Genomic DNA, 26,135 nt, shown 5'->3' with positions numbered 1-26,135 from the left:
ATGACTTCAACTACACGACCGCCGTTTTTCATTTTCAAAGATGGATATTCGGAAGGTATATTAAATTCGCCCATTTTTAAGGATACGGCGGTATCAAGGAGGTATCGCCGTGTCTATTTTTAATTACTATAGAAGATATAAATTCTATCCATTAAAAAAAGCCTATATCTCCCCAACGGCATATTACTGCTATCAGTATGAATACACATATCATCTAATAGACATAAATGGTTCCGCTAATGCTCGACTGTATTTTCAGTCGGGCATTTTTACGTTTAATTTCAAGTTTTTTAAAAAAGTTTCTCAAAAGTTTGGCAGTTTTGCAATTTCCACCGTAGTAGTGGTGAAAGGGGAACAAGGAAGTCACCACCCGAAAGGGGGTGAGAATATGAAACCTAATAACCATGAGCAAAGTAAGCAACACACCTTTGACAGCTTTTGCAAAAAAATCCTTAAGCATGAAGCAAGGGATTACTACGATGAATTGCAACGACAACGAAAAAGGGAAAATACCTTTTCGGATTTGTCTGTAAAGGAGATGGAACAGCTCTACACAGTAGATAAATACTTTGTTACTGAACAGATTTTCAATGTTTTAGGTCTTGATGTCATTGTTACAGATGATGTTATTGCAGGGGCATTACAAAGTTTGTCAAAATACAAGCGTGATATTATCCTACTTTCCTATTTCCTTGAACTATCTGACAGAGAAATAGGGGACAAGCTGAATATGTTGCGTTCTACTGTGCAGTACCAAAGGACAAGAACTTTACAACAGATAAAAACTTTTATGGAGGGAGATGTGCATGAGCAAAAAGACAGGAAAAAATAATCATCTACTTTCCTACCCACTTATCGTATTAGCCTCTAGTGGGGATGTGGATGCTATTAACTCTGTTCTGAAACATTATGAAGGATATATCGCTGCACTATCTACAAGGCAGTTATACGATGAAAGTGGTAATCCACATTTTTGTGTGGATGAAGTATTACGCCGAAGGCTGGAAACCAAACTGATTACAAAAATTCTAACTTTTAATGTAGCTTAATAGATAAATCCATAGGAAGAAGTATCCACCCCTTTCCATATTTCTTATGGTCTATTTGAACATTAGAAACTTGCTAAATTGAATTTTGAACCTTGACAAAGAAAGCACAGAAGATAACGCTGTTGCAGTAGAAAATAAAGCGGATACATTCATTTATATCGAGCCTAGTGGCTGATACGCCAAGACCCCTACTTATGGAGAGCGAATAATATCAAGCCTCAAAGCAGATATGGCAGTTTGTAGGCGATGACATGTAAATGAGATAATGATACTCCCCTATAGCCACCGTCCGAGCGTTAAAAGCGTCGCAGGCAATGGGTAGGGTTTCGGCAGAATGCTGGAAGGGTAAAACCCCGTGGAGCTGTGCCAACGGCCGTCCGTTTTATTTGAAATTGAATTAAAACAGGTATAAGGCTACCAAGCCCTCATCATTCAAAATAATATGAAAAATTATTTTAGTCCGTTGGAAATGAAAGGGGGATTTTCATGAAAGATAGATTGATTCGATATAGTATGCAGATTGCCATGTTAGGACAACTACTGTCTTTGGCTCTTATAACAGAAAAAGAATTTACGATAATTAAAAATAGACTGATGCAAGATTATGGTGTTCTTTCAGACCTGACATCATAATCCATATGATTGTCATATATAAGATAAATTATTATACTGATTCCGTAATGATTAATAGCTGAAGGGAGGATTTTATAATGCGTGAAGTTGAAGTAATTAGGGCAAGTAGAAAAATTTCTGAACGTACAGCGGGAAAAATAGATGATATTTTGCGTGTTGCTCCTTATGCAAGGGTCAGTACGGATTCAGAAGAACAGTTAAGTAGTTATAAATCACAGGTTATGTACTATAAGGACTTAGTAAATAGTCGTAAAGAATGGGTACTTGTAGATATTTATGCCGATGAGTCTATAACTGGAACCCAAGTAGCAAGGCGTGAAAATTTTCAGAGGATGATTAATGATTGTATGGATGGCAAAATCGATATGATTATTACTAAGTCCATATCAAGATTTGCAAGGAATACCTTGGATACATTAAAATATGTACGCATGTTAAAAGAAAGAAATATTGCTGTATTTTTTGAAGAAGAAAATATAAATACCATGACAATGGATGGTGAGCTATTGCTTGTCATACTAAGTTCTGTTGCCCAGCAGGAAGTGGAAAATATTTCAGCCAATGTTAAAAAAGGCTTGAAGATGAAAATGAAGCGTGGTGAACTGGTTGGGTTCGCAAGTTGCTTAGGGTATGATTATGATCCTGTTGATAAGAGTATTTCTATTAATGAGGCAGAGGCAGATATTGTAAGGTATATTTTTGATAGATATATAGAAGGTGCTGGCGGTTATGTAATTGCAAAAGAGTTAACAAAGCTTGGATATAAAACTAAATATGGAAATAGCCAATGGCATGATACAGGAGTTTTGGGAATCATAAAAAATGAAAAATATAAAGGCGATGTTTTACAGGGCAAAACCTTTACGGTTGACCCTATTTCAAAAAGAAGGCTAGATAATTATGGTGAGGAGGATCAATTCTATATAAAAAATCATCATGAGCCTATTGTTAGTGAAGAAGTATTTGAAAAAGCACAAGCAATACTAAATAAAAGAGGTGCGAAACGCCGAGGTGTTCAGAATGGGAAGCGCGAAAAATATAGTAGAAAATATGCCTTTAGTAGTATGCTAGAATGTGCCTCTTGTGGTAGCAATTTATCGAGGCGAAATTGGCATAGTGGTACTAAGCATGAAAAAGTAATCTGGCAGTGTGTAACGGCTACAAAGAAAGGGAGAAAATATTGCCCTCATAGCAAAGCCATTGAAGAAAGAATTCTTGAAGATGCTTTTATAGAATCATATAAATTATTATGCTATAATAATTCTGATGTATTAGATGAACTTGTAAACAGAATGGAAAGTGTTTTGAGTAATAATAATTTTCAAAAACGATTGGTTAAAATAGAAAATGAAATCCAATCTATAGAGCAAAAACGTAACAGGCTGATTGATATGCGTTTGGAAGAAGTAATAGATAAATCAACTTATGAAAAGAAGTATGGAGAGATAGAATCAGTCCTAGAAGGACTTTTAGATGAGAAAGGGCAGTTAGAGAGGTCTTCAAACGAAGAAATTGATTTGGAAAAAAGAATTGAACATTTCAGGAAGGTACTTGAGAGAAATGAAGTTTTAACAGAGTTTGATCGTTGTGTATTTGAAAGTATTGTAGAGAAAGTTATTATTGGAGAGGTTGATGAGAATGGAGATACTAACCCATATAAGCTAACTTTCATCTATAAAACGGAATACTCTAATTCAATACAGAGTAAAATGCACAAGCAGATTAATAGAAAAAGAACTCAAAATGATGTGAAAGATTTGCCTTCCCATTCCTCAACCGACACATGTGGAGACGGTTGTATTGATGGAAAAGAAATAAAAACTTTAATGCTATATTATCAGTCTTTTCAAGATTATTTAATATTTTGAAAGACTGTTTTTTTTATTTGTTTTTTGAAATAACTTAGCTTTTAGCACCTAGCTGATAAAAACTAGAAGGTGTCATGTCAAGTAACTTTAACCTTTTTTTATGCATTACTTTTTCGTTTTATACGGTTAAACTTGAATAAAAACATTGAAAATTCAAGTGGGTAATGATACTATTATTTAAAAGAGATTCGAGGTGTTTTTTTATGCATGGTGGTGCTAGAGAGGGTGCTGGACGAAACAGACTACCCAAAACTCAAAAAAGAAAACCTAGAAGTATATATTTTAGCGAAAGTGATGTTGAAAAGATTGAAAGTATTAATATTAACGGATGCACTAGTTTTAGTCAAAAATGCATAGAATTAATTAATTATGCAATTGAGAATATCAATATAAATGAGTTTTCAGACGTTCATGATTCCTTGGTTTGCGAAGAAGCCGAGAGATATACTAGTGTAAAACAAATTGAAGGTAGTGATAAAAAAATGAAATTTATTGATTTATTTTCTGGGATTGGTGGAATAAGAAAAGCCTTTGAAGATGAGAATTACCAATGTGTTTTCAGCTCTGAATGGGATCAATTTGCAGTAAAAACATATGAAGCGAATTATAATGAAACACCCTTCGGTGATATTACTAAGGTAGATGAAAATGATGTTCCCAATCACGATGTTTTATTGGCTGGATTTCCTTGTCAACCTTTTAGCAATATAGGAAAGCGTGAAGGATTTGGTCATGAAACTCAAGGAACTTTATTCTTTGATGTACTAAGAATATTAGAGGCCAAACAACCAAAGATGTTCTTATTAGAAAACGTCAAAGGTCTACTTAATAATGATAAAGGTAGAACTTTTCAAATTATTATAAAAAGCCTTCAAGAATTAGGCTACTCAGTATTTTATGATGTGTTAGATGCTCAGAACTTTGGTGTTCCTCAAAGACGTGAGCGAGTAATTATTGTTGGATTTCATCCGGAATTAGAAGTAGATGAATTTGAATTGCCTCAGGGAGACGATTCTTTAAAAGTGTCAGTTAAAGATATATTAGAAAATGACCCAGACGGTTATACAATATCTAAGCATTTACAAGAAAATTATTTGTTTAAGAAAGATGATGGCAAACCACAGATAGTAAATCAAAAAAGTGACATACAAGTGAATACACTAGTCGCAAGTTATCATAAAATTCAAAGATTAACAGGTACATTTGTTGAAGGTGGTGAAACTGGCTTGAGATTATTAAGTGAGTTAGAGTGCAAGCGTTTGATGGGATTTCCTGATGATTTTATTATTCCAGTTTCGAGAACTCAAATGTATCGCCAATTGGGTAACTCTGTAGCGGTTCCAATGGTTAAGGCTGTTGCAGATGAAATGAAAAAAGTAATCAATCAAGCTGGAGATTACAAGCCAATACAACTAGAAAAACAATTAAGTTTGACACTATAATTAAAAGGACGTTAATCCATTGTTATGGAAAACGTCCTTTTTTTATGCATTATTAGTGAAACCTTTAATTTGAAATTTATTTCCTCTTTTTTTGCTTGGGTATGTCCATTTGAACGGTGTACCGAATTGACCTTTACTTTTATAGGCTTCAAGATAATATTGAATATACTCTGATTTAGTATATGTTTCGAAGTTATGAGTGAAAATCAACATATTAGCAATTTGTTTCGAATCAGTTACTAACGGGCTCTTATCGCCAAAAACAAAGAAACCTAATAAAGTTTCATTGTAATGACGAAGTTGATTATCTAAAATTTCTACTGAGCCTGGGTATTCTTCTAATAATCTTTTTCGACTTCCTACTTCTTGAAAATTTAATAGGGCTAATGCTAGAGGTGAGCTAAAATCTATCTCTAATGCATTAATTAAGTCTCTGATATCCCCTTCGTGTATTGTGACTTCTTTACTTTCAGTATTTTTTATACTAATATTTTGTCGGAAAAATTTTTCCTTAGTTTTAAATTCTACTGTTACATCAGTCTTTGGATATCCATTATTTGATAAACGTGGAATATCAGTTGATGCTTTTGTACTCTCAATAATATCAATACCTTCTACAAATCCGACTGCTAATAAAATTGTTTTAAACAATACGTAAGTAGATGATTTAGTCGTTCGAGAAGCAATAGTGTAATCATTCCAAAGAGCAATATTATTTTTATCGTTTAAGAGATTTACAATGCTTTGTTCTGAATTGTTACCTAGAATATTTGATTTGGTGCCTTGTGTCATATTTATTGTGGCTTTGCTAATAATTTTTCTAGCTAATTCATTCACAGTGATGACATCAGTTATAAAAGATGTATAAGTGCCACTTTTTATTTTACTAGCATAATTAATTGCGCTTTTCTGTTCTGATTTTGATATTGAATCTGGAACGACTAAAAAAATTTTTGAAACCTTTGGATCAATTATTCTGATATTCTGTGCCATAAATTCATTGCCATATATGCGATCAGATCTGGCAGAGCTAGTACCCTTGATTAACCACTTTTCATCATTAAATTCTGAAAATTCCACTTGAAAATCCATTTTAAACTGTTTGTTTTTTTCAGGATATCCAATAGCATAATTTGCTGAAACATTTACTTTAAAATGCTCAGCATCGGCAATAGGTTGTAAAACATTGTGAATAAGTGTTTTAACTTCTTTGCCTGATTTACTTTTGATTTGATTTTCTTCAAAAAATATCATGGTAAACTCCTTTTAATATGATTACAAAACTTGTTGTTAATAGTATATCAGAGAGGTGAACATGTTCAAATGGGAAATAATTTTTAGGTTGCATTAAAAGAGAGTAAGAAAATTATGATTTGCCTCTAAAAATTCAGTATCTATTAAATTGCATTGAAAATCAAAATGAGTTATAAATAAAGCTTCATGAGTAACATTACAGAATATTATCACTATATTTAAACGGAATTATAGTTCTTCGTATCTTTTTTGATATAATAACACATGAATATTGAGAGGTGATTATGATTATATTAGAAGATAACACATATAAGCGTATTGCAGAAGAATTTATTGGTGATGGTTCATTAAGAACTTATGGATATAAGTCTGGCGGAGAATTAGTAGATTTTTTCAATAAGTATTTCAATTCTAGTGACACATATGGACAAGGTTTTCCCTCTAGATGGTATTATGTATCCGAAAAAATTAAATCAATAGGTTTAGAAAATTTTTCAATACAATGTTGAGATCTAAGTATCTTAGAATTGAAGAACGTTTTTTACGAGAAGATGTAGAAGACGTAATTAGAGAGCCGATAATAAAGTTCAATGAAATATTAGATTCAGAAGATTTGAGATGGAATCAAGATTTTAATACTGTGGTGGTAAATCAAATTGTAGGCCATCAGTTGCTTGGGCAAGGTGGCTTTGCTAAGGTATACTTTGTTCATCAAACAAAAAGTGTCATTAAAATCCTTAATATATGAAGAAAAGAAAACTCTGTTGTTACTCGATTTAGACGAGAGTATTTGATTATAAAACGATAATAAACATACCGTCTAGTCTGAAATAAATCTCATAAACAACATATTAGTACAGATTGTAGCACAGATGAAACAGAGAAAAAACCGCACTATTGAAATAAAAATGACTGCAAATTAACGACATTATTAAAATAATATTCTATAATTAAACTGACCATTCATCATTATGTTAGTCTAATTACTTAAAATAAGTACTTTCCCTTGAATTTAAAATTGAACATGATAGTATCGTAAATGTATTATTTTTACAAAGATTGATGTGGGGAGATTGTTAGAATGACAGACGGAAAAACTAAAGTTAGTACAGCTATGCTTAAGGTGTTAGCTGGATGGGATGTAGATACAATTTACGGAATTCCTTCAGGAACATTAGCACCATTAATGGAAGCTTTGGGTGAACAAGAAGAAACAGATATTAAATTTCTTCAAGTAAAACATGAAGAAGTTGGCGCAATGGCAGCCGTAATGCAATGGAAATACAAAGGTAAATTAGGTGTGTGTGTTGGATCAGGTGGTCCTGGTGCGACTCACTTAGCAAACGGACTTTATGATGCAGCAATGGATAATACTCCTGTATTAGCTATTTTGGGATCTCGTCCACAAAGAGAATTAAACATGGATGCTTTCCAAGAGTTAAACCAAAACCCAATGTTTGCGAACATTGCTGTTTACAATCGTCGCGTAGCATACGCAGAACAATTACCAAAATTAGTTGACGAAGCTATTCGTACTGCTATCTCCAAACGTGGTGTAGCTGTATTAGAAGTTCCTGGAGATTTCGGTTTCCACGAAATTGCTAACGATGCATTCTACTCAACTGGTCACAGCTACCGTGATTATGTTTCTTCAGCAATTAACGAAGCAGACATCGATGCTGCAGTTGAAGTATTAAACAACTCAGACCGTACTGTCATTTATGCAGGTATCGGAACTATGGGACACGGTCCTGCTGTTCAAGAGTTATCTCGTAAAATCAAAGCGCCAATCATTACAACTGGTAAAAACTTTGAAACTTTCGAGTGGGACTTTGAAGCTTTAACTGGATCAACTTACCGTGTAGGTTGGAAACCAGCTAACGAAGCTGTTAAAGAAGCAGATACTGTATTATTCGTTGGATCAAACTTCCCGTTTGCTGAAATCGAAGGTACTTTCTCAAACATTAAAAACTTTATCCAAATCGACAACAACCCTACAATGTTAGGTAAACGTCACAATGCTGATGTTGCAATTCTTGGTGATGCTGGTGAAGCAGTTCATTCATTACTTGAAAAAGTAACACCAGTTGAAGAATCAGCTTGGTGGAACGCTAACGTTAAAAACGTACAAAACTGGCGCGATTACATGAACAAGTTAGAGCAAAAAGAAAGTGGCGATCTACAACTTTACCAAGTGTACAACGCTATTAACAAATACGCTGACGAAGATGCAATCTACTCAATTGATGTTGGTAACTCAACTCAAACATCTATTCGTCACTTGCACATGACACCTAAAAATATGTGGAGAACTTCTCCATTATTTGCAACAATGGGTATCGCACTTCCTGGTGGTATTGCTGCTAAGAATGTTTATCCAGATCGTCAAGCATGGAACTTAATGGGTGACGGCGCGTTCAACATGGTTTACCCTGATGTGGTAACTAACGTACGTTACAACATGCCAGTAATTAACGTAGTATTCACAAACACAGAATACGGCTTCATCAAAAACAAATATGAAGACACAAACAAAAATACGTTTGGTACTGAATTTACTGATGTTGACTACGCTATGATTGGTCAAGCACAAGGAGCAGTTGGTTTCACAGTAAGCCGTATCGAAGATATCGATCAAGTAATGGCTGACGCTGTTAAAGCTTACAAAGAAGGTAAAACTGTTGTTATTGATGCTAAGATTACTAAAGATCGTCCAATTCCAGTTGAAACATTGAAATTAGATCCATCATTATACAGCGCAGAAGAAATCAAAGCTTATAAAGAAAAATATGAAGCAGAAGAATTAGTAGCATTCAGCGAGTTCTTAAAAGCTGAAGGTCTAACGTCTAAAGTTTCTAAATAATTTTCTGAGTTAACGATTAATAGAGGGCGAATCACTTTGATAAGTGGTTCGCCTTTTTATTTTTTTCACATAAGAAAACGCTGTTACGACAATTAATAAGTTTTATTTTAGAAGAATATGATATAATATGAGCAAAAAAATGGATAGGACGGATAAATGTTTATGAAACAACATCAATCAATTCGAACGAAGATTCCCGGCTTGGGGCAACGGAGTTTGAAAACAGCACTGGCTGCTGTCGTTCTGGCACTAGTCTATTATCCATTAAACCGAGAGCCAACCTTTGCTTGTATTGGTATTATTTTTGGAATGGGAAATAATATGGAAGATTCACGATTAAATGGTGGTAATCGATTAATTGGAACGATTATTGGTGGAGTAGTGGGGATGACGACCTATTGGCTCGAACACCTCATTCAACCAGAGGGCAATTATGGACTAAAAGTATGTTTAGTTTTCTTAGGTATTATTATTTTAGTGTGGTCAGCAGTCGCATTCCGTTGGCCAGGCGCGGTGCAACCGGGTGGTGTTGTACTTTGCATCATCATGTTCAGTACCCCCGCAAACCACATTTTTTATGCGTTTAATCGGATGCTGGATACAGCGATTGGTGTAATCTTTGCGCTCGCCATCAATCGTGTTATTACGAGGGAACGTATTGATCGTTTGTTGAAATGATAATGTGAATGATATAGAAGGGCTGTATCGACATCGATAGAGACTATCTCAACAACACATAAACTAAAGGAATACCGATTATTATTGGCATTACAGTATTAGTAATGCTGATTCGCCAAATCGTGAAGAAGAGACCAAAAACTAGCCTTAAATAACACAATGGCAATGACATAATCGAAATTTTGATTATGTCATTGCTAATTTTTTTAGCTTCTTTCATTTATCCAAGTGTGCGATACAGCTTCAAAAATTGAGCTGTATCGCATACGTTTACCTTGAATGTAAGATCCAGTTGCTATTTTTTAGGCTGTATCTGACATCGCGACAAAAAGGGCTGGAGAAAATCCCCAGCCCTCTTGTATTATGCCCAATAGCTAGCAGCTATTTTTTGTCCTTGTTTAATTTTAGCCCATTGTTGGTCTTCAGATAGCTCGTTTCCACAGTCACATGATGCAAAACCGCATTGATGAGATAAGAAGAGTCGCTCTTTTGGAAGAATGGTAGCAGCTTTATCTAATAGGTCGTAGACACGTTTCTCGTCATCTAATGATGTTGTTTTACTTGATAGTAAACCAAGAACAACTTCTACATTTGGCTTGTCTTTTAAGACTTCCAATGCAGAAATATCACCTGCACGCTCATCGTCCCACTCTAAGAAGAAGCGGTCATAATGTTGCTCACCTAGGAATTTTTCAGCAATTGCCTTGTATGTCCCATTTGAAGCATGACGGCTTTGGTAGTTACCACGACAGTTGTGAGTCCATACTTTTAAGCCTAATTCATGGCCATAATCAGCCACTTCGTTATTAATGGCAATAAATTCATCTGCTAAGCTCTCTAAGGCATCGTTACCTTGAGTAAAGAAGCTCTTATCATTGTCCTCAGCAAATAACTCCCATAAACAGTCATCAAATTGGACAATCTCTCCGCCGGCAGCCTTGTAGTCATCTAGGAATTCCTTGTAAGCATTAATTAAGCCTGCGCGTAGGTCTTCTTTTGTTTTATAAACGTGGTCTTCTCCGAACGAGTCGTTAAAGACCGTTAGTTCTGTAAAAGCGTGTGCGGCACCCCAAACAGTAATTTTGGTTTGTTTATCGCCAGCTTGTTCTTTTAGGGTGTTGAAAAGAGTAATAAAATGATGGTTTTTACCTGATAAAGGTGCGTTGATGCGAATACCGATGTCTTTACGTGTTTCAAAGTTACCGCCATCTAAATCTTCAAACGTATAACCCTTATTAGAGATGTAACGCTCAATACCATCTAACCCCCATAGGAAATCCAAATGCCACATTGATCGACCATGCTCGCCATCGGTTAACACATCCACATCGTGTTTTGCTTGATCTGCAATGATTTTTTCAATGGCAGCTTGCTCTGTCTCTTTATATCCAGGGAAGGCGTCATAGAAAGGATATTGAATGCCGTCACGATGTTCAATTTTTGTTTTGTAATCCAATAAGTCTTGTGGGCGAAGTAGGGAACCTACTAGTTGAAATCTTGATGTTGTCATGTGTTATTCCTCCGTTTAATGTGATGACGTCATTCTATCAGCACTTTCTAGAAATAGGTAATACTTTAAAAATGGGAGGAGTAATAGTTTTAAGCTATAACATGATTCATAAAAAATGAAATCTGATGATTTTTGTTTCTAAAACAGAAAAATCGTATGATAAATTGACTATTGCTTAAAGGTTGAAAGGAGGGCAAATCATGAAACGAGTAACGGAATGGTTGTTAATGATTAGTGGAGGCTTGTTGATTTATCAATTATTTAATCATGCGGGAGTTATTATCAATCATTTCGGTACCAGTGGCGGCATTAATTAGTATGATGGTTGATGATTACCTTGTTTTTAAAGAAAAAAGAAAAAGTCAGTTGACAAGTTCAAAATGATACCCTATAATCTCATTTATATCTAATTGAAATTTAATTTTATTGAAACGATGAAGAGAAGAGTAGCTTGTCAGCTTTAATCAGTAGAGACCCCGGTTAGGTGAAAAAGGGGATTGAAGACGCAAGTGAAGATGAACTCTGAGTATTCAAAAGGTTAACGCTTTTTGAACGGTCGCAACCGATATATTGCCGAGCTTCAATAGGAGCTAGTGAGGTATTAGTCATGAGGCTGATACGAATTAGGGTGGTAACACGGAACTTAATCCGTCCCTTTGCAGTACGAGTGTGTATTGCAAGGGGACGGTTTTTTTTGTATATCAAGATAAAAGGGGAGAAAATATAATGACACATGCTAAAACAATTGAACAAGAAGTAGATGGGCGTTTAAATACTTATAAGGAAATCGCTTTGGCGATTCATGATAAACCAGAAGTGAGTAATTATGAATTCTTTGCTTGCGAAACATTATCAGACAAATTAAAAGCAGAAGGCTTTGAAGTTGAAGTGGATGTTGCAGGTCACAGAACAGGATTTGATGCACGTTATAAGAGCAGTAAACCAGGTCCAACGATTGCGTTCTTAGCAGAATACGATGCCTTGCCAGGGATTGGACATGCATGTGGGCATAATATTTTTGGAACAACGTCTTCTCTAGCTGCTGTTGCTTTAAAGAGTGTGATTGAGGAGATTGGTGGCGAAATTCGCGTTTATGGGACACCTGGTGAAGAGGGTGGCGAGAATGGTAGTGCAAAAGGTAGTTTCGTCAGAGAAGGCTTTTTAAATGACGTTGACGCTGCTTTATGTGTTCACCCTGGTTTTGGCCATGGTTTAACAGGCCCATCTTTAGCGAATGATCCTGTAGATGTTGAATTTTTCGGACGTTCGTCTCATGCTTCTGCAGCGCCTGAAAAAGGAATTAATGCTTTGGATGCTGTTATTTTTGTTTACAATGCGGTAAATGCCTTACGTCAACACTTAACCGATGATGTGCGTATCCACGGTGTGATTACACATGGTGGCGATGCAGCGAATGTGGTGCCTGACTATGCCAGCGCTCGGTTCTATTTAAGAGCAGCTAGTCGTCCAACTTTAAATGATGTTTATGAAAAATTTGAAAACATCGTTAAAGCTGCAGCACTTTCTACAGGGGCAACTTATAAATTTGGATTATTCCAAAATAGTGTCGATAATACGGTATTAACGCCAAGCTTTGATGCGATCTACGAAAAACATTTGCTAGCTTATGGCGAAGAAATTACTCAAGAAATCCCTGCAAAGGGTGGTGGTTCAACGGATGTTGGGAATATTAGCCAAGTTGTACCAACAATCCAACCTCATATTAGCATCTCAGATAGCTATATCGCTGGTCATAGTATTGAGTTTAAAGCAGCATCTAGAAGTGAAAAAGGACTTGATTCGATTGCACTAGGCGCAAAAGTATTAGCTCAAACCGCATATGACTTGATTGTGGATGCAGATTTATTACAAGCTATTAAAGAAGAACACGCAGAAAACGTTAAAAATCAAGATTAAAAAAATGGGTTAGCGCTAAGCTAGCCCATTTTTATGTCTTTCTACATGAAGCTCTTTAACAACTTGCGCTAATTCTGGATCGGGTCCATCAACATGAGCATGGCGAATAACATCTTGAATAGCTAAATTTTTGACAGGAGAGGGAGATAGACCCATTTCAGCTAACCAATCTGCTAACTGCGAAGATGAAGAAGCATAAACGATACGCCCTAAGCCTACCCAGCCATGAGCGGCGGCACACATGGGGCAGTGTTCACCGGAAGTGTAAACCGTTGCTTTTTTCCGTTCATCAGCGGATAGGTGGTTAGCTGCCCAACGCGCAATGGCAAATTCAGGATGCTGGGTGTGGTCGCCACCAGACACATGATTATGATCTTCAAATAAAATCTCGCCTTCTTCAGAAACCAGGAGAGAGCCAAAGGGTTCATCACCGACTACTAAGGCTTCTTTAGCTAAAGAAATTGCCCGTTTTAAGTAATATCTGTCTTGTTCACTAATCATAGAATCTAGCCTCCTTATATTGTCTTCATTATAGCAAAAAAGAACCATCCTTAAGCAGGATGGTTCATCTAATTAAGCAACTTCGAATTGACTGTTGTATAAGTCAGCATAAAACTGGCCTTGTTCTAACAAGTCATCGTGTGTACCACTTTCGATTATATCGCCGTCTTTCATAACTAAAATTAAATCGGCATTTTTAATAGTAGATAAACGGTGGGCAATAATGAATGGTGTACGGCCAACCATTAATTGGTCCATTGCTTCTTGGATTTTAACTTCTGTACGCGTATCAACAGAACTTGTCGCTTCATCCAAAATCAACATTGGTTTATCTGCAATCATTGCACGTGCAATGGTAATCTGTTGTTTTTGTCCTTCTGAAAGGGAGACTTGATCATTTAAAACCGTATCGTATCCTTTCGATAACCTAATCCACGTACAGATTCTAGCTCAAATTCTGGCCAATCTTCAAAACGTTTACGCAGCCGTCCGATATGAACGGTGACGGTTTCCCAACCAGTATTTGAATCAACACTCCAAATGTCATCCATTAATTGGATGCGTGTAAAAATTTTACTAGGTCAGGACTTGGGAGCTAGACATTGATGGCTGAACTTATAATCCCCTAGTCTATAAAAAAACCCGTTTGACAAGTAAGAACCTGTCAAACGAGCGTTTGATTAAACCATTGCTTGCCAATCCACTTCATAATAATCGTTACCTTCCTGAATAAACAATGGGAAGTTAGTCCGATAAATACTACCATTGGGGTCTTGTTCAAGGTACATAACGAATTCATTTGGATAGAGAGATAATAATTTAGAAAAGACATGGTCTTGATCAATAATAATGGTTTTAATTTCTTGGTCACTTTCAAACCAGTCTGTTTTTAAGTGAAAGTAGGCGCCTGGTGCAATGGTTGTTTCATAACGGCAAATAGTTAAAATCGATTGTGTCATACTCATTCATCCTCTCTAGTTTGGTTATGTTCATTTTATCACAAAACAAGTGTCGCTATAAGCTATTAACGCTTATTTAAAAATTGGTCAATGACAACACGTGCTCTCTTATGGCTAGCTGTCGCAATTTTTTGATCTGCTACATAAGCTTCTAGTTGAAAGCTATAGCGATTATTGTTTTGTTCAACGAGCTGACAATGAATTGTAACGGCTTGTCCGATGAGAGAAGGTGCTAGGTGCTTAGTCATTATTTCATAGCCAACAGTTGTTTCTGTATCAGGCAAATCAGCTTGTATGAATTGGTAAGCAGTTTGTTCCATAAAAGCAATTAATGATGGCGTAGATAAAACGTCTAAACCACCTGAGCCAACGCTAGCTGCAGAATGGTCGCTCGTGACTTCAAATCTTTTTGAAATGGATTGATGCAACATACTCACTCCTTTTTTCTTTATTCTAGCATAATATGTTCTTCAAGGAGGAAGAGAAGGCGAGTGGCTGTTTTCCAATTACGGATGGTCATGGACTGGTAAATGGGCTTTTTAACCAGTTTAGAGAGTGCACTTTTAGTGTAATCAGTGTGTTGTGGACCGGGTCGTTTAAAGAAAATGACGGATTCAAAAGGCCAACATTCATCCACACCGTCTTTTAATTCGACTTGCAACAGGGCCTCTTTGATAGAGACACCCATTAAAAAAATAACATCATAGCGGAACAGTGGGTCTTGTCCAAAATCTGTTGGTGCTGCAGCAATTATCTGTTGGTAGGTTTGGCTAGGAATGACTAGTACTCGAATCAGTGAGCGATCGAGATTGAAGTGAATCGGTAGCAAATTTTCGATTCGCTGGCTAATCGTTTCAGCTGATAAGGACGATTGGATAATCAAGTTTCCACTTTGAATGTAGGATTGAACGGCTTCAAATCCGTCTTCAACCAATAGCTTTTTTAAGTCTGCCATCAGAATCTTATTCTTGCCACCAACATTGATACCACGCAGTAAAACCACATAAGATGCCATAAACTCACTCCTTTTATTTTAATCAGACGAGGATCAGTGAAATTTTTTGTTTTTCATGTATACTAGATAAGTAGAAAATCATGGAGGGAACGAATGAAAACAATACAAAACGTGTTAGAAAGACATTATGGTTTTGATTCTTTCCGACCAGGGCAAGAAAATATAATTGAAGCTATTATGAATGGCGAAGATGTTCTAGCCATCATGCCAACAGGCGGCGGGAAATCTTTGTGTTATCAGATTCCTGCCATTTGTATGCAGGGGACAGCGCTCGTTGTTTCGCCCCTCATTTCATTGATGAAGGATCAAGTGGACAGCCTACAAGCCATAGGTGTACGAGCAGGCTATATTAACAGTCAAATGGACAAACATACTTATTTAGATACGATGGATAAAGCTATGTTTGGTTATTATGACTTACTTTACATTGCTCCTGAGCGATTAGATAGTGATCATTTTATGGCGACCATTTCAAACATGCAGATTAACTTGATTGCAGTTGACGAAGCGCACTGTATTTCGCAGTGGGGTCAAGATTTTAGACCGAGCTATCAAAATATCCCTCGCTTAAGAGATAGTATGGACTACCCTGTACCATTTGCGGCTTTTACGGCTACAGCGACAACGACAGTAAAAGAAGACATCAAGCGCCAGTTAATGCTAAAGCAACCGCACGAATATGTTGCCAGTTTTGATCGACCAAATCTGTATTTTTCGGTTATTCCGACTAAGAAGAAATCAGCTGACTTGTTAAAATATGTGAGTGATTCGGAGTCGGCCGTTATTTATTGTAATACTCGGAAAAATGTGGAGACTGTTTACCATAGCTTGGCTAAAAAAGGATTCTCAGTTACCTATTACCATGCGGGTATTCCAGCAGAAGAACGGAATAAAAACCAAGATGATTTTATTTATGACCGCAAATCAATTATGGTCGCGACAAATGCCTTTGGAATGGGAATTGATAAATCAAATGTCCGTAAAGTCATTCACTATAATATGCCACTAGATATGGAGAGTTACTACCAAGAAGCAGGACGTGCCGGACGAGACGGTGCACCTTCTGAGGCTGTTCTCCTTTATTCGAGTCAGGATATTATTACGAATACGTTCTTAATTGAGCAGGGAAATCAACCCCACGCAAAAGAAAAAATGAACCGCATCATTTCATATTGTAAAACGGGTAAATGTTTAAGACGATATATTTTAAATTATTTTGATGAAGAGCCAAGTTGGGAAGCTTGCGATCAATGTTCGAATTGCAATGGTGAAACGGAAACCATGGATGTGACGGTCGAGAGCCAAAAAATCCTATCCTGTATTTACCGCATGAATCAACGTTTTGGAACAGGGATGGTAACGGACGTTTTAAGAGGGAAAAACAACGAGCGTATTAGAAGTATGCATTTTACTCAGTTGTCTACTTACGGAATTATGTCTGATTATAAAGATGATATGATTAAAGACATTATATCATTGCTCATCAGTGAAGGATACCTTGCGCTATCAGGCAATCAGTATCCCATTCTCACACTCACAGCAAAAAGTAACCAATTATTAAAATCGGAAACGACCTTATTAATGACACGAAAAGTAGTGGAAGAGAGTCCCAAAAAAGTTAAAAAAGATCGGGCAGATGTTCAGGATTATAATGAATCTTTATTCGACGAATTACGCCACTTACGTTCTGAAATAGCGAGTGAAATTGGCAAACCACCTTTTATTGTTTTTACTGACCGCTCACTAATTGATATGGCAGCTAAACTCCCTCTAACAGAGGAAGAATTTTTAGATACGCATGGAGTCGGGCAGAGTAAATTGGAAGATTATGGGGAAGCTTTTATGACAACCATCTCTGATTTTATCGAAGACAACCAGCTAGATGTTGAAAAGGAACGACAACGAAATAACGACTAAGAGGAGAGGCCGCTAGGTCTCTTTTTTTCATAGGCCAAGGCGGACTTGTCCGCTTTTCTTATAAAAATAACGTTGGCACAATGAACTATGTTATAATTTTTATAGAAAGAGGTGGAAAAATTAATGAAAAAGTGGCAAACAACGGCTTTAGCTTATGGTGTTCCATTGATTGGTTTTATCATTTATTGGTATTTTTCTCTAACACCATTAACGTTTCAATCTTTAGAATTTTGGATTAACTTATTCATTTATTTTGCTATTAGTGCATTCCTTGCTTATACGCTAAACCCTAAAACGAGTGTCGGTGTTATTCGGATAAATGGCGTACTAATGGCATTGGGCGTTTTAGCATTGTTAGTGGGAAGTGTGATTGGCTTGCCGATTTTTAGATCGAAAGATTATGCTGGTTTAATCACTCATGAAGAAGGAAATTTTGAAGAAGATGTTAGTATTAATAACCCCAACCAAATTCCAACCATTGACCGTGATATGGCAGAACGATTGGGAAGCCGTAAGATCGGTGAAGTGTTGGATTTGGTGTCTCAATTTAATGTTGCTGACGAATTTACACAGATTTCCTATCAGGGCGAATCAGTTCGTGTGTCGCCATTGGAGTATGTGAATGCTTGGCGTTGGTTTAGCAACCGTAGTGACGGTATTCCACACTATGTCTCAGTTAACATGGTAACAGGCGAGGCTGACTTAGTTGATTTAGATGAAACCATTCGTTATTCTCATTCTGGTTTGTTGAATGATGATATTAGCCGTCATATCTTTTTAAGATACCCGACAACTTTATTTGAGAAACCAGCTTTTGAGGTGGATGAAACAGGCCATCCTTACTACATTGCACCGATTGTTGAGCGCCAATTTAGTTTCTTTGGCCCTAAAGATGTTGTAGGTGCCTTTGTCGTGGATGCCGCAACCGGTGATATTGAAAAATATGATTTAGCAGCTATTCCGGAATGGGTAGACCGTGTCTTCCCAGCTGAATTAATTATGGATCAAATCAACTATAACGGCCAATACCAAAGCGGATATTGGAATAGTGTCATTACTAAGCGCGGCGTTATTCAAAATGCTGAGGGTTATAATTACTTAGTGATGAATGATGACTTATATCTTTATACGGGCATAACGTCTGTTGCTTCTGATGAGTCAAACATTGGCTTTTTACTAGTTAATTCACGTACAAAAGAATCCTATCGTTATAATATCTCTACCGCAACTGAATGGAGTGCGATGGAGAGTGCGGAAGGATCTGTTCAGGAAAAAGAATATCAAAGTACCTTCCCGTTACTCTTTAATATGAATGGCAAGCCGGTTTACCAGTTGTCACTAAAAGATTCAGCTGGTTTAATTAAACTCTATGCCTTTGTTGATGCCTTGAATTACCAACGCGTTGGAGTCGGTAATAGCTTACAACTAGCTTGGAATGCTTATAACGGCGAGACTGTTACGATTACTGACGAAGCAGATGACGATGAGATTGTTGTAACAGAAGAAGTTACTGGTGAGATCAGTGCCATTGAAGCTGTCGTCATCAATGGTGAAACTCATTATTATTTTACACTAGATAATAATCTTGATCTGGTTTATGCCGCTAAAGTTAGTCTCTATAACCAATTGCCTTTTATAAAAGCAGGGGATAGGGTTATCTTAGAAGTAGAACAAACAAACGTAAGAAGTATTCAATTAACAGAATAACTGCTAAATAAGCGTCTCGGACAATAATCCGAGACGCTTATTTTTATTTTGGAGACTCAAGAAGGAACTATGGCTTATTATTTGACAATAAAGGCGGATGTCCATCATAGTGAAGAAAAGAGAAACGAAGAAGGTGGCGTATCAGACATGTGGAGAAAGAATCTTTTGCCTTTCCAAGGAGATAAAAATAAAAGCCCTTACTTTGAAGGCTGGTACTATAAACAAGTTAGCTCTAATCAACAAACGGCACTCAGCTTAATAGTGGGGATGAGTGTGACAAAAGAGGATTCTCATAGCTTTATACAATACATTTTTGTTTCAAAAAATAATGAAGGGAAATCAATCACTAAAACAGGCTATAGTCGCTTTTCTTTAGATGATTTTGTTTATCAAAAAGACCCATTCGTCGTTAAAATTGCGGATAATTTATTTAGCGAAAGTCTCATTTCAGTTCACTTAGAAGATGATGACATCAACTGGAAAGGGCTATATCGAAAAGGATTGGGGTCGGAGTTTTCCAAAAAACTATATTTGGATTCAGAGCAACCATTTCAATGATAACCAACGCAGTTTATTTTTTTCTTATGCCCATATCCCTTACAGACGATTGAAGATAAGGGAATAATGGCAGGTATTGAATTAGTCGACGAATCTTGAAAGGAATAGTAGGATTGAATCAATCAGAAATTGAAAATCAGTCGTATTGGCGTGTCTCAGAAAGCGTCCTAAATTTTGAAGTATTGTCCCATCATCAATCAACAGAAGCAGATCGAGTGATTAAGAGAAAGAAGATGCCTTTATTTATGCGACTGCAGAAGATGTTTCGAATTTGAAATATCTCTTTTTATTTGCTATAATACTCTTAACAGAGGAGGTGCAGCATGTTAGATCAAATAGAAGACTTATTAAAAAATCGTCCGTGTCAGCCATTAGGCAAACAACGTTTTTTCTCAGTTATGTTACCCTTGATTCAACGAGAGGGTGAATGGCATATTTTATATGAAGTGAGAGGGACACGTATTTCCCAACCGGGTGAAACTTCATTTCCAGGTGGGGCAGTTGAAGCCAATGAGAGTTTCGAAGAAGCAGCTGTTCGTGAAACCATGGAAGAATTGAATGTTGAACAATCAGATATTCGTGTATTGGGAGAAATTGACTACATTGTTAGTGAGTTTGCAGTCATCCATTGTTTTGTAGGTGTCATTGATAAGCCATTTGACTCAATTCAGTTTAGTAAAGCTGAAGTTGCTAGCATTTTTACGATTCCTCTATCCTATTTTTTAGAAAATCGTCCAACCTATTATGTGTCCGATTATCAATTAAATCATCCAGAAGATTTTCCTTTTGACCGTATTCCAAATGGGAAAAATTATCAATTTAAAACTGGCCAACATCTGATTCCGTTCTATGATTTGAATGGGCATTCATTGTGGGGCTTTACCGCGAATTTAACAGATCATTTTGTAGAAATATTAGAAGAAAATAAAACCAAGTAATTGAGCAAACTGACTCGATTACTTGGTTTTATTTTTACTTACTAGCATCTAAAAAGAGTTGATGAATGACTGGCGCTCTTCGTTTTAATGAAACAGGACGTCCAGCTTCATTTAGGAAGCAATGTAGGCTTGAACCCATTGTTCGCAAATCACCTGTTTCTTTATCAGTAACCTGATAATCCAAAGCCAGCTTCACACCGTTATACGAGCTAATAGTTGTTTGAATAATAACTGTTTCGCCAAAACGAACCATGGATTTATAGTCAGCTGAAACAGAAAGAACAGGGATGATAACTCCCATTTTTTCCATTTGGTCGTAGCTCATTCCCATTTGATCCATAAAGTCAATGCGGGCTTCTTCAAACCAACGAATATAGTTCGAGTGGTGGATAATTCTCATTTGGTCAGTCTCATAATATTGGGTTTTATGTTCATAAAAATGCTTATTCAACAGGCAAAACTCCTTCAATAAAAAAATCGGGCTCATCTCATTTTAAATGAGTGAACCCAATTTTGCTATTTTTTAGCAATCTCAATTAATAAATCGCCAGCATCAATTTGATCACCTTCGATAACGTAGAACTGATCAGCGACACCATTAGCAGAAGAACGAATCGTTGTTTCCATCTTCATTGCTTCAGTGATAACTAAAGGGTCACCCTTGCGGACACGATCGCCTTTTTTAACTAAGAATTCCAGAACAGACCCTGGCATAGTTGCGGCAACGTGTTGTTTGTTCGTTGGCTCAGCTTTTTTACGAATGGCTTTTGTTGATGTAATACTTGCATCTTTCACTAAGACTTCACGTCCTTGACCATTCAATTCAAAGTAAACGACACGTTTACCTTCAGCGTCAGGCTCACCAACTTGGTTGAGTTTGACAATTAAGGTTTTACCTTTTTCAATGGTTACTTCAATCTGCTCACCAGAGCGCATGCCGTGGAAGAAAGTTGGTGTATCAAGTTTTGTAATATCACCATAAGCGTCATGAGTTTGTGCGTAGCCAAGGAATACTTCTGGATACATTAAGTAAGAAAGGACGTCTTCATCGCTCGGTTCCCATGATATTTTATCAGCCAATTCTTTTTTAAGTGCATCAAAATCAATTGGCTCACGCAGACTACCAGGTCGGTCAGTTAACGGTGCTTCATCTTTCAAGATAATTGCTTGAAGTTTTTCAGGGAAGCCACCTTCTGGTTGACCTAAGTCACCTTTGAAGAAGCTGACAACTGAAGCAGGGAAGTCAATCTCAAGCCCTTTTTCATAGACATCTTCTTCAGATAAGTCATTTTGAACCATAAATAGGGCCATATCGCCGACTACTTTTGAAGAAGGTGTTACTTTAACGATGTCACCAAACATTTCATTAACCACAGAATAACGTTCTTTTACTGTATCCCACTGGTCTTCTAAACCAACAGCTTTTGCTTGTTGTTGCAAGTTAGTATATTGACCACCAGGCATTTGATGGTTATACACTTCTGTTGACGTTGTATGGATACCCGCTTCGAAAATATCGTAGTATTTACGTGTATCTTCCCAATAGCGGTTAATTTGTTGAACATTATTAATATTTAATTCAGGCGCACGTTCTGTTCCTTCAAGTGCATAGTAGAAACTACTCATCGAAGGTTGACTAGTTGTGCCACTCATCGCGCTTTGTGCAACATCGACAATATCAACGCCAGCACGTGTTGCAGCAGCCAATGTATAAATACCATTGCCACTTGTATCGTGAGTATGTAAATGAATTGGTAAGGAAATTGTTTCTTTCAGCTCTGATACTAAGCGATAAGCTGCTTGTGGTTTTAATAAACCAGCCATATCTTTAATAGCAATAATATGGGCACCTAAACTTTCCAATTCTTTCGCCATATTTTTGTAGTAGTCAACAGTATATTTTGTTTCAGTTGGATCGTTGATATCACCTGTATAACAGATAGCCGTTTCAGCAATCTTACCCGTATCACGAACAAATTGGATACTTTTCTCCATTTGTTTCGTCCAGTTTAAACTATCAAAAATACGGAAAACATCGATGCCATTTTTAGCTGCTGCTTGAATAAAGGCTTCAATGCCATTATCAGGATAGTTTTGATAACCAACAGCATTTGATCCACGGAACAACATTTGGAAGAGAGTATTCGGCATTAATTGACGTAAACGGGCTAAACGTTCCCAAGGGTCTTCGTTTAGGAAGCGATAGGCCACGTCAAAGGTTGCGCCTCCCCACATCTCGTTAGAGAACAATTGTGGGATTCCTGCTTGTGTTGATTCTGCGATAGTTAATAAATCGTTTGTCCGAATACGCGTAGCTAGTAAACTTTGATGAGCATCACGGAAAGTCGTATCAGTTAGTAAGACATTTTCTTGTTCTAATACCCATTTACTTACGGCATCGGCGCCTTTTTCATCTAATATCGTTTTAGCTGTAATGATTTTTTTCTCAGGTAGTTGAATATTTTCTGGTAAACGTGGTGTTTCATAGAATTTCTTTTCGCCACGAGGAATACCAGGGAAGCCATTGACAGTAATATTAGAAATATAAGACAGTGTTTTATTCCCACGATTCAATGTTTTCGGGAAAACAAACAAGTCAGGTGTTGAATCGATAAAAGTTGTTTTCGCATCGCCTGAAATAAATTCAGGGTGACGAATCACATTTCTTAAAAATGGCATATTCGTTTTAACGCCACGAATACGGAATTCTGTCAGCGCACGGTCCATTTTTTTGATCGCTTGCTGGAAGTTCAAGGAATGTACACAAGCCTTAACGAGCAATGAGTCGAAGAAAGGTGTGACAACTGTACCTTGGAAACCATTACCCGAGTCGAGACGGATTCCGAAACCACCTGGAGAACGGTAGGTATTAATTTTCCCAGTGTCAGGGAAGAAGTTATTCAATGGATCTTCTGTTGTAATACGACACTGAATAGCTGCACCAATCAATGGAATATTAGCTTGCTCAGGAATTTGAATATCTTTATGGATATCAAGTCCTTGGGCAATTTGAATTTGGGCTTGAACAATATCAATGCCTGTAATTAATTCTGTAATAGTATGCTCAACTTGAACACGTGGGTTAACTTCAATGAAGTAGAATTTATCTCCCTCAACGAGAAACTCAACAGTTCCAGCATTCACATAGCCAACATGCTGCATTAATTGTAAAGCAGACTCACAAATCTCATTACGTAGGTCGTCTGACATATTGATACAAGGCGCAACTTCAACCACTTTTTGGTGGCGGCGTTGAACTGAACAGTCACGTTCATAAAGGTGAACGACATTGCCATGTAAGTCCCCTAAAATTTGAACCTCAATATGTTTCGGATTACTGATGTATTTTTCAACATAAATTTCATCACTACCAAATGATGATAGAGCTTCACTTTTAGCACGGTTAAAGCCTTCAATTGCTTCTTCATCGGAATGAGCGACACGCATACCACGTCCACCACCACCAAGTGCGGCCTTTATAATAATTGGATAGCCATGCTCGTTTCCAAATGCCACGACATCATCAACTGATGAGACAGGGCCGTCAGAACCAGGAATCGCTTGAATACCCGCAGCTACAGCAGCTTTTTTTGCCTTAATTTTGTCTCCAAAAATATCTAAGTGTTCTAATTTAGGACCGATGAAAATAATACCTTCTTCTTGACAACGGCGTGCAAAGTCAATGTTTTCAGATAGGAATCCATAGCCAGGATGAATGGCTTCTGCACCGGAGTCTTTTGCGATTTTAATAAGTCCTTCAATGTCTAAATAGGCTTCAATTGGTTTCTTGCCTTCTCCAACAAGATACGCTTCATCAGCTTTAAAGCGGTGAACAGCACCAGCATCTTCTTGTGCATATACACCAACTGTTGAAATGTCCAACTCGCTTAATGCTCTAAAAATACGGATGGCAATTTCACCACGGTTAGCTACTAATACTTTTTTCACAGTTCCACCTCTTACCATAATAATTTTGATATTTATCCATTTTAACAGAAAAATGATTTTAATTGAAATCTAATCATAAATTTAAGAAAATGTTATTTTACTATTTTACTATGAAACAATTTGTCCTACAATAGAAAATGTGTATGAAATGGAGAAGTAAATCTCTTTTTTGATACATAGCGTCTAGTCCTTCATTAATAGAATATGCTAAAATAGAGTAAATCACAATAGAATAAAGACTTTATTTGCTGAGAAGCAGATGGGAGGAGGAAGAAATGACTGAGCTAAAACAAACGCCCCTTTTTGATTATTATCAAAAAAATCAGGTGAAACTTGTTGATTTCGGTGGATGGGCAATGCCTATTCAGTTTACTGGTATCATTAAGGAACATGAGGCTGTAAGAGAGCGATTAGGATTATTTGATTGTTCTCATATGGGGGAAATTGAGGTAAGCGGTAGTGGAGCAGAAGCCTATTTGAATCATTTAGTCACTAATAACGTGAGTAAGATGACTGATGGGTCAGTGCAATATAATATTATTTGTCAAGAAAATGGCGGTGCCATTGATGATGTGATGATTTATCGCTTTAATCAAGAAAAATTTGTGGTGGTGCCAAATGCATCTAACGCCGATCGCGTGTGGACATGGATGGGAAGCTATCTAACCAAGGATGCGCAGATTGAAAATAAAACAGCTGCAATTGGTCTGATTGCTGTACAAGGACCTTTAGCAGAAAGTGCGCTCCAGTCATTAACAGACCAACCTTTGTCAGAGATAGGCCGTCATCGTTTTATTGAAGATGCACGTATTGCGGATTACCGCTTATCATTTATATCAAGAACAGGTTATACGGGGGAAGATGGGTTTGAACTTTACTTGCCTGCGGAAGACACAACTGCCGTATGGGAAGAAATACTAAAAGCCAGTGAAGCTGTTGGCGGATTAGCTTGTGGGTTAGGTGCACGAGATACCCTAAGACTCGAAGCAGGATTGCCTTTATATGGGCAAGAATTATCAGAAGATATTTCGCCGATTATGGCTGGAGTAGGATTTGCTGTTAAAACCAAAAAAGCAGCAGCTTTTATTGGTCAATCAGCTTTACGACAACAAAGAGAAGAAGGCACAACTCATAAAGTAGTTGGCTTTGAAGTTTCAGAACGTGGCATTCCTCGTCATGGTTACACCGTATTGAATCAGGATGGTCATCCGATTGGAGAAGTGACATCCGGTACACAGTCACCAACTTTGAAAAAAGGGATTGGTATGGCTTTAATACAAAGTGATCATAGTGAAATTGGAACAGATATTCTAATTGAAATTAGAAATAAAACTGTGGCAGCTAAAGTAACGAGTAAAACATTTCTAAATTAACAAAC

The 26,135-nt window shown here is 37.0% G+C and carries 23 protein-coding genes, 2 pseudogenes and 1 other annotated feature; of the genes and pseudogenes, 15 read left to right on the top strand and 10 right to left on the bottom strand.

Annotated features, from left to right (window positions below; all coding sequences use genetic code 11):
• Positions 1 to 109 precede the first annotated feature (109 nt).
• The 5 genes from G7057_RS01065 (at position 110) to G7057_RS01045 (ending at position 4,992) form a co-directional block, all read left to right on the top strand.
• Positions 110 to 832 carry an RNA polymerase sigma factor gene (locus G7057_RS01065; protein ID WP_166160637.1) on the top strand — a complete coding sequence of 241 codons (723 nt, stop codon included), beginning with the start codon at positions 110 to 112 and terminating at the stop codon, positions 830 to 832.
• On the top strand, positions 807 to 1,049 hold the full coding sequence (locus tag G7057_RS01060) for a helix-turn-helix domain-containing protein (RefSeq protein ID WP_166160636.1): 243 nt from the start codon (positions 807 to 809) through the stop codon (positions 1,047 to 1,049). The genes G7057_RS01065 and G7057_RS01060 overlap by 26 nt, the downstream gene beginning before the upstream one ends.
• Positions 1,050 to 1,535: 486 nt before the next feature.
• A complete protein-coding gene (locus G7057_RS01055) occupies positions 1,536 to 1,682 on the top strand; it encodes an SHOCT domain-containing protein (RefSeq protein ID WP_166160635.1) in 147 nt (48 codons plus the stop codon).
• Positions 1,683 to 1,756: 74 nt separating this feature from the next.
• Positions 1,757 to 3,550, top strand: a complete 1,794-nt coding sequence (locus tag G7057_RS01050) for a recombinase family protein (protein WP_227004676.1) — start codon at positions 1,757 to 1,759, stop codon at positions 3,548 to 3,550.
• A 203-nt stretch (positions 3,551 to 3,753) separates the two neighbouring features.
• Positions 3,754 to 4,992, top strand: coding sequence for a DNA cytosine methyltransferase (locus tag G7057_RS01045; protein WP_166160633.1), 1,239 nt, complete (start codon positions 3,754 to 3,756; stop codon positions 4,990 to 4,992).
• A 42-nt stretch (positions 4,993 to 5,034) separates the two neighbouring features.
• On the opposite strand, the gene G7057_RS01040 is transcribed toward G7057_RS01045, so the two are convergent.
• The gene (locus G7057_RS01040) at positions 5,035 to 6,246 is read right to left on the bottom strand and encodes an MspI family type II restriction endonuclease (RefSeq protein ID WP_166160632.1); all 1,212 of its coding nucleotides are present in this window, start codon (positions 6,244 to 6,246) and stop codon (positions 5,035 to 5,037) included.
• A gap of 284 nt (positions 6,247 to 6,530) precedes the next feature.
• Between G7057_RS01040 and G7057_RS01035 the strand changes: the two genes are divergently transcribed.
• The 3 genes from G7057_RS01035 to G7057_RS01025 all read left to right on the top strand — a co-directional run bounded on the left by G7057_RS01035 (position 6,531) and on the right by G7057_RS01025 (position 9,787).
• Complete coding sequence (locus G7057_RS01035; RefSeq protein ID WP_166160631.1) at positions 6,531 to 6,755, top strand: hypothetical protein; 225 nt, start codon at positions 6,531 to 6,533, stop codon at positions 6,753 to 6,755.
• Positions 6,756 to 7,327: 572 nt separating this feature from the next.
• The gene (spxB, locus tag G7057_RS01030) at positions 7,328 to 9,109 is read left to right on the top strand and encodes a pyruvate oxidase (RefSeq protein WP_166160630.1); all 1,782 of its coding nucleotides are present in this window, start codon (positions 7,328 to 7,330) and stop codon (positions 9,107 to 9,109) included.
• A gap of 156 nt (positions 9,110 to 9,265) precedes the next feature.
• On the top strand, positions 9,266 to 9,787 hold the full coding sequence (locus G7057_RS01025; RefSeq protein ID WP_227004615.1) for an FUSC family protein: 522 nt from the start codon (positions 9,266 to 9,268) through the stop codon (positions 9,785 to 9,787).
• A gap of 361 nt (positions 9,788 to 10,148) precedes the next feature.
• On the opposite strand, the gene G7057_RS01020 is transcribed toward G7057_RS01025, so the two are convergent.
• Positions 10,149 to 11,297 (bottom strand): cobalamin-independent methionine synthase II family protein, encoded by a 1,149-nt coding sequence (locus G7057_RS01020; RefSeq protein ID WP_166160629.1) that lies wholly within the window; start codon positions 11,295 to 11,297, stop codon positions 10,149 to 10,151.
• Positions 11,298 to 11,722: 425 nt separating this feature from the next.
• Positions 11,723 to 11,956: a binding site (T-box leader), on the top strand.
• Between the two features lie 67 nt (positions 11,957 to 12,023).
• On the opposite strand from G7057_RS01020, the gene G7057_RS01015 reads away from it, so the two are divergent.
• On the top strand, positions 12,024 to 13,214 hold the full coding sequence (locus G7057_RS01015; protein ID WP_166160628.1) for a M20 family metallopeptidase: 1,191 nt from the start codon (positions 12,024 to 12,026) through the stop codon (positions 13,212 to 13,214).
• A gap of 15 nt (positions 13,215 to 13,229) precedes the next feature.
• Here G7057_RS01015 and G7057_RS01010 read toward each other — a convergent pair whose 3' ends face one another.
• The 6 genes and pseudogenes from G7057_RS01010 to G7057_RS00985 all read right to left on the bottom strand — a co-directional run bounded on the left by G7057_RS01010 (position 13,230) and on the right by G7057_RS00985 (position 15,689).
• Positions 13,230 to 13,715, bottom strand: coding sequence for a nucleoside deaminase (locus G7057_RS01010; protein ID WP_166160627.1), 486 nt, complete (start codon positions 13,713 to 13,715; stop codon positions 13,230 to 13,232).
• A gap of 72 nt (positions 13,716 to 13,787) precedes the next feature.
• Positions 13,788 to 14,141, bottom strand: a pseudogene (locus G7057_RS01005) (ATP-binding cassette domain-containing protein); the annotation flags it as partial.
• Positions 14,114 to 14,296 (bottom strand): annotated as a pseudogene (locus G7057_RS01000) (winged helix-turn-helix domain-containing protein); the annotation flags it as partial. The pseudogenes G7057_RS01005 and G7057_RS01000, both read right to left, overlap by 28 nt.
• 99 nt (positions 14,297 to 14,395) lie before the next feature.
• The gene (locus tag G7057_RS00995; protein ID WP_166160626.1) at positions 14,396 to 14,674 is read right to left on the bottom strand and encodes a hypothetical protein; all 279 of its coding nucleotides are present in this window, start codon (positions 14,672 to 14,674) and stop codon (positions 14,396 to 14,398) included.
• A gap of 65 nt (positions 14,675 to 14,739) precedes the next feature.
• Complete coding sequence (locus tag G7057_RS00990) at positions 14,740 to 15,102, bottom strand: thioesterase family protein (RefSeq protein WP_166160625.1); 363 nt, start codon at positions 15,100 to 15,102, stop codon at positions 14,740 to 14,742.
• 20 nt (positions 15,103 to 15,122) lie between these two features.
• Entirely contained in the window at positions 15,123 to 15,689 is a 567-nt protein-coding gene (locus G7057_RS00985) for a DUF1697 domain-containing protein (protein WP_166160624.1), read from the bottom strand.
• 93 nt (positions 15,690 to 15,782) lie between these two features.
• On the opposite strand from G7057_RS00985, the gene recQ reads away from it, so the two are divergent.
• The 5 genes from recQ to G7057_RS00960 all read left to right on the top strand — a co-directional run bounded on the left by recQ (position 15,783) and on the right by G7057_RS00960 (position 20,809).
• A complete protein-coding gene (recQ, locus tag G7057_RS00980) occupies positions 15,783 to 17,606 on the top strand; it encodes a DNA helicase RecQ (protein WP_166160623.1) in 1,824 nt (607 codons plus the stop codon).
• 123 nt (positions 17,607 to 17,729) lie between these two features.
• Positions 17,730 to 19,313: a hypothetical protein gene (locus G7057_RS00975; protein ID WP_166160622.1), complete on the top strand. Its 1,584-nt coding sequence runs from the start codon at positions 17,730 to 17,732 to the stop codon at positions 19,311 to 19,313.
• Between the two features lie 463 nt (positions 19,314 to 19,776).
• Positions 19,777 to 19,938, top strand: a complete 162-nt coding sequence (locus G7057_RS11965) for a tocopherol cyclase family protein (RefSeq protein WP_405002623.1) — start codon at positions 19,777 to 19,779, stop codon at positions 19,936 to 19,938.
• Between the two features lie 46 nt (positions 19,939 to 19,984).
• Complete coding sequence (locus G7057_RS00965; RefSeq protein ID WP_166160620.1) at positions 19,985 to 20,146, top strand: hypothetical protein; 162 nt, start codon at positions 19,985 to 19,987, stop codon at positions 20,144 to 20,146.
• Positions 20,147 to 20,194: 48 nt separating this feature from the next.
• Positions 20,195 to 20,809: an NUDIX hydrolase gene (locus G7057_RS00960; RefSeq protein ID WP_166160619.1), complete on the top strand. Its 615-nt coding sequence runs from the start codon at positions 20,195 to 20,197 to the stop codon at positions 20,807 to 20,809.
• 34 nt (positions 20,810 to 20,843) lie between these two features.
• Here the strand turns inward: G7057_RS00960 and G7057_RS00955 are convergent, their stop codons facing one another.
• Together G7057_RS00955 and G7057_RS00950 are read right to left on the bottom strand one after the other, a co-directional pair.
• Positions 20,844 to 21,260, bottom strand: a complete 417-nt coding sequence (locus tag G7057_RS00955) for an acyl-CoA thioesterase (protein WP_227004614.1) — start codon at positions 21,258 to 21,260, stop codon at positions 20,844 to 20,846.
• Positions 21,261 to 21,325: 65 nt separating this feature from the next.
• Positions 21,326 to 24,757, bottom strand: a complete 3,432-nt coding sequence (locus tag G7057_RS00950) for a pyruvate carboxylase (RefSeq protein ID WP_166160617.1) — start codon at positions 24,755 to 24,757, stop codon at positions 21,326 to 21,328.
• Positions 24,758 to 25,032: 275 nt separating this feature from the next.
• Here G7057_RS00950 and gcvT point away from each other — a divergent pair, with 275 nt between their 5' ends.
• Positions 25,033 to 26,130 (top strand): glycine cleavage system aminomethyltransferase GcvT, encoded by a 1,098-nt coding sequence (gene gcvT, locus G7057_RS00945; protein ID WP_166160616.1) that lies wholly within the window; start codon positions 25,033 to 25,035, stop codon positions 26,128 to 26,130.
• The last annotated feature ends 5 nt before the right edge of the window (positions 26,131 to 26,135 follow it).

Origin of the sequence: Jeotgalibaca arthritidis, from assembly GCF_011100465.1 — a bacterium.
In the GTDB taxonomy this organism is placed as follows: domain Bacteria; phylum Bacillota; class Bacilli; order Lactobacillales; family Aerococcaceae; genus Jeotgalibaca; species Jeotgalibaca arthritidis.
The sequence above is the reverse complement of the archived record's forward strand: the minus strand, read 5'-3'. Positions and strand labels throughout refer to the sequence as shown.

What these genes read in the sequence shown, in the direction of transcription:
- G7057_RS01045 (WP_166160633.1), top strand. Translation starts at nt 3,754, where the DNA reads ATGCATGGTGGTGCTAGAGAGGGTGCTGGACGAAACAGACTACCCAAA.
- G7057_RS01060 (WP_166160636.1), top strand. Translation starts at nt 807, where the DNA reads ATGAGCAAAAAGACAGGAAAAAATAATCATCTACTTTCCTACCCACTT.
- recQ (WP_166160623.1), top strand. Translation starts at nt 15,783, where the DNA reads ATGAAAACAATACAAAACGTGTTAGAAAGACATTATGGTTTTGATTCT.
- G7057_RS11965 (WP_405002623.1), top strand. Translation starts at nt 19,777, where the DNA reads ATGATGACATCAACTGGAAAGGGCTATATCGAAAAGGATTGGGGTCGG.
- G7057_RS01020 (WP_166160629.1), bottom strand. Translation starts at nt 11,297, where the DNA reads ATGACAACATCAAGATTTCAACTAGTAGGTTCCCTACTTCGCCCACAA.
- spxB (WP_166160630.1), top strand. Translation starts at nt 7,328, where the DNA reads ATGACAGACGGAAAAACTAAAGTTAGTACAGCTATGCTTAAGGTGTTA.
- G7057_RS00995 (WP_166160626.1), bottom strand. Translation starts at nt 14,674, where the DNA reads ATGACACAATCGATTTTAACTATTTGCCGTTATGAAACAACCATTGCA.
- G7057_RS01055 (WP_166160635.1), top strand. Translation starts at nt 1,536, where the DNA reads ATGAAAGATAGATTGATTCGATATAGTATGCAGATTGCCATGTTAGGA.
- gcvT (WP_166160616.1), top strand. Translation starts at nt 25,033, where the DNA reads ATGACTGAGCTAAAACAAACGCCCCTTTTTGATTATTATCAAAAAAAT.
- G7057_RS01010 (WP_166160627.1), bottom strand. Translation starts at nt 13,715, where the DNA reads ATGATTAGTGAACAAGACAGATATTACTTAAAACGGGCAATTTCTTTA.
- G7057_RS00975 (WP_166160622.1), top strand. Translation starts at nt 17,730, where the DNA reads ATGAAAAAGTGGCAAACAACGGCTTTAGCTTATGGTGTTCCATTGATT.
- G7057_RS01035 (WP_166160631.1), top strand. Translation starts at nt 6,531, where the DNA reads ATGATTATATTAGAAGATAACACATATAAGCGTATTGCAGAAGAATTT.
- G7057_RS00985 (WP_166160624.1), bottom strand. Translation starts at nt 15,689, where the DNA reads ATGGCATCTTATGTGGTTTTACTGCGTGGTATCAATGTTGGTGGCAAG.
- G7057_RS01015 (WP_166160628.1), top strand. Translation starts at nt 12,024, where the DNA reads ATGACACATGCTAAAACAATTGAACAAGAAGTAGATGGGCGTTTAAAT.
- G7057_RS01025 (WP_227004615.1), top strand. Translation starts at nt 9,266, where the DNA reads ATGTTTATGAAACAACATCAATCAATTCGAACGAAGATTCCCGGCTTG.
- G7057_RS01040 (WP_166160632.1), bottom strand. Translation starts at nt 6,246, where the DNA reads ATGATATTTTTTGAAGAAAATCAAATCAAAAGTAAATCAGGCAAAGAA.
- G7057_RS00960 (WP_166160619.1), top strand. Translation starts at nt 20,195, where the DNA reads ATGTTAGATCAAATAGAAGACTTATTAAAAAATCGTCCGTGTCAGCCA.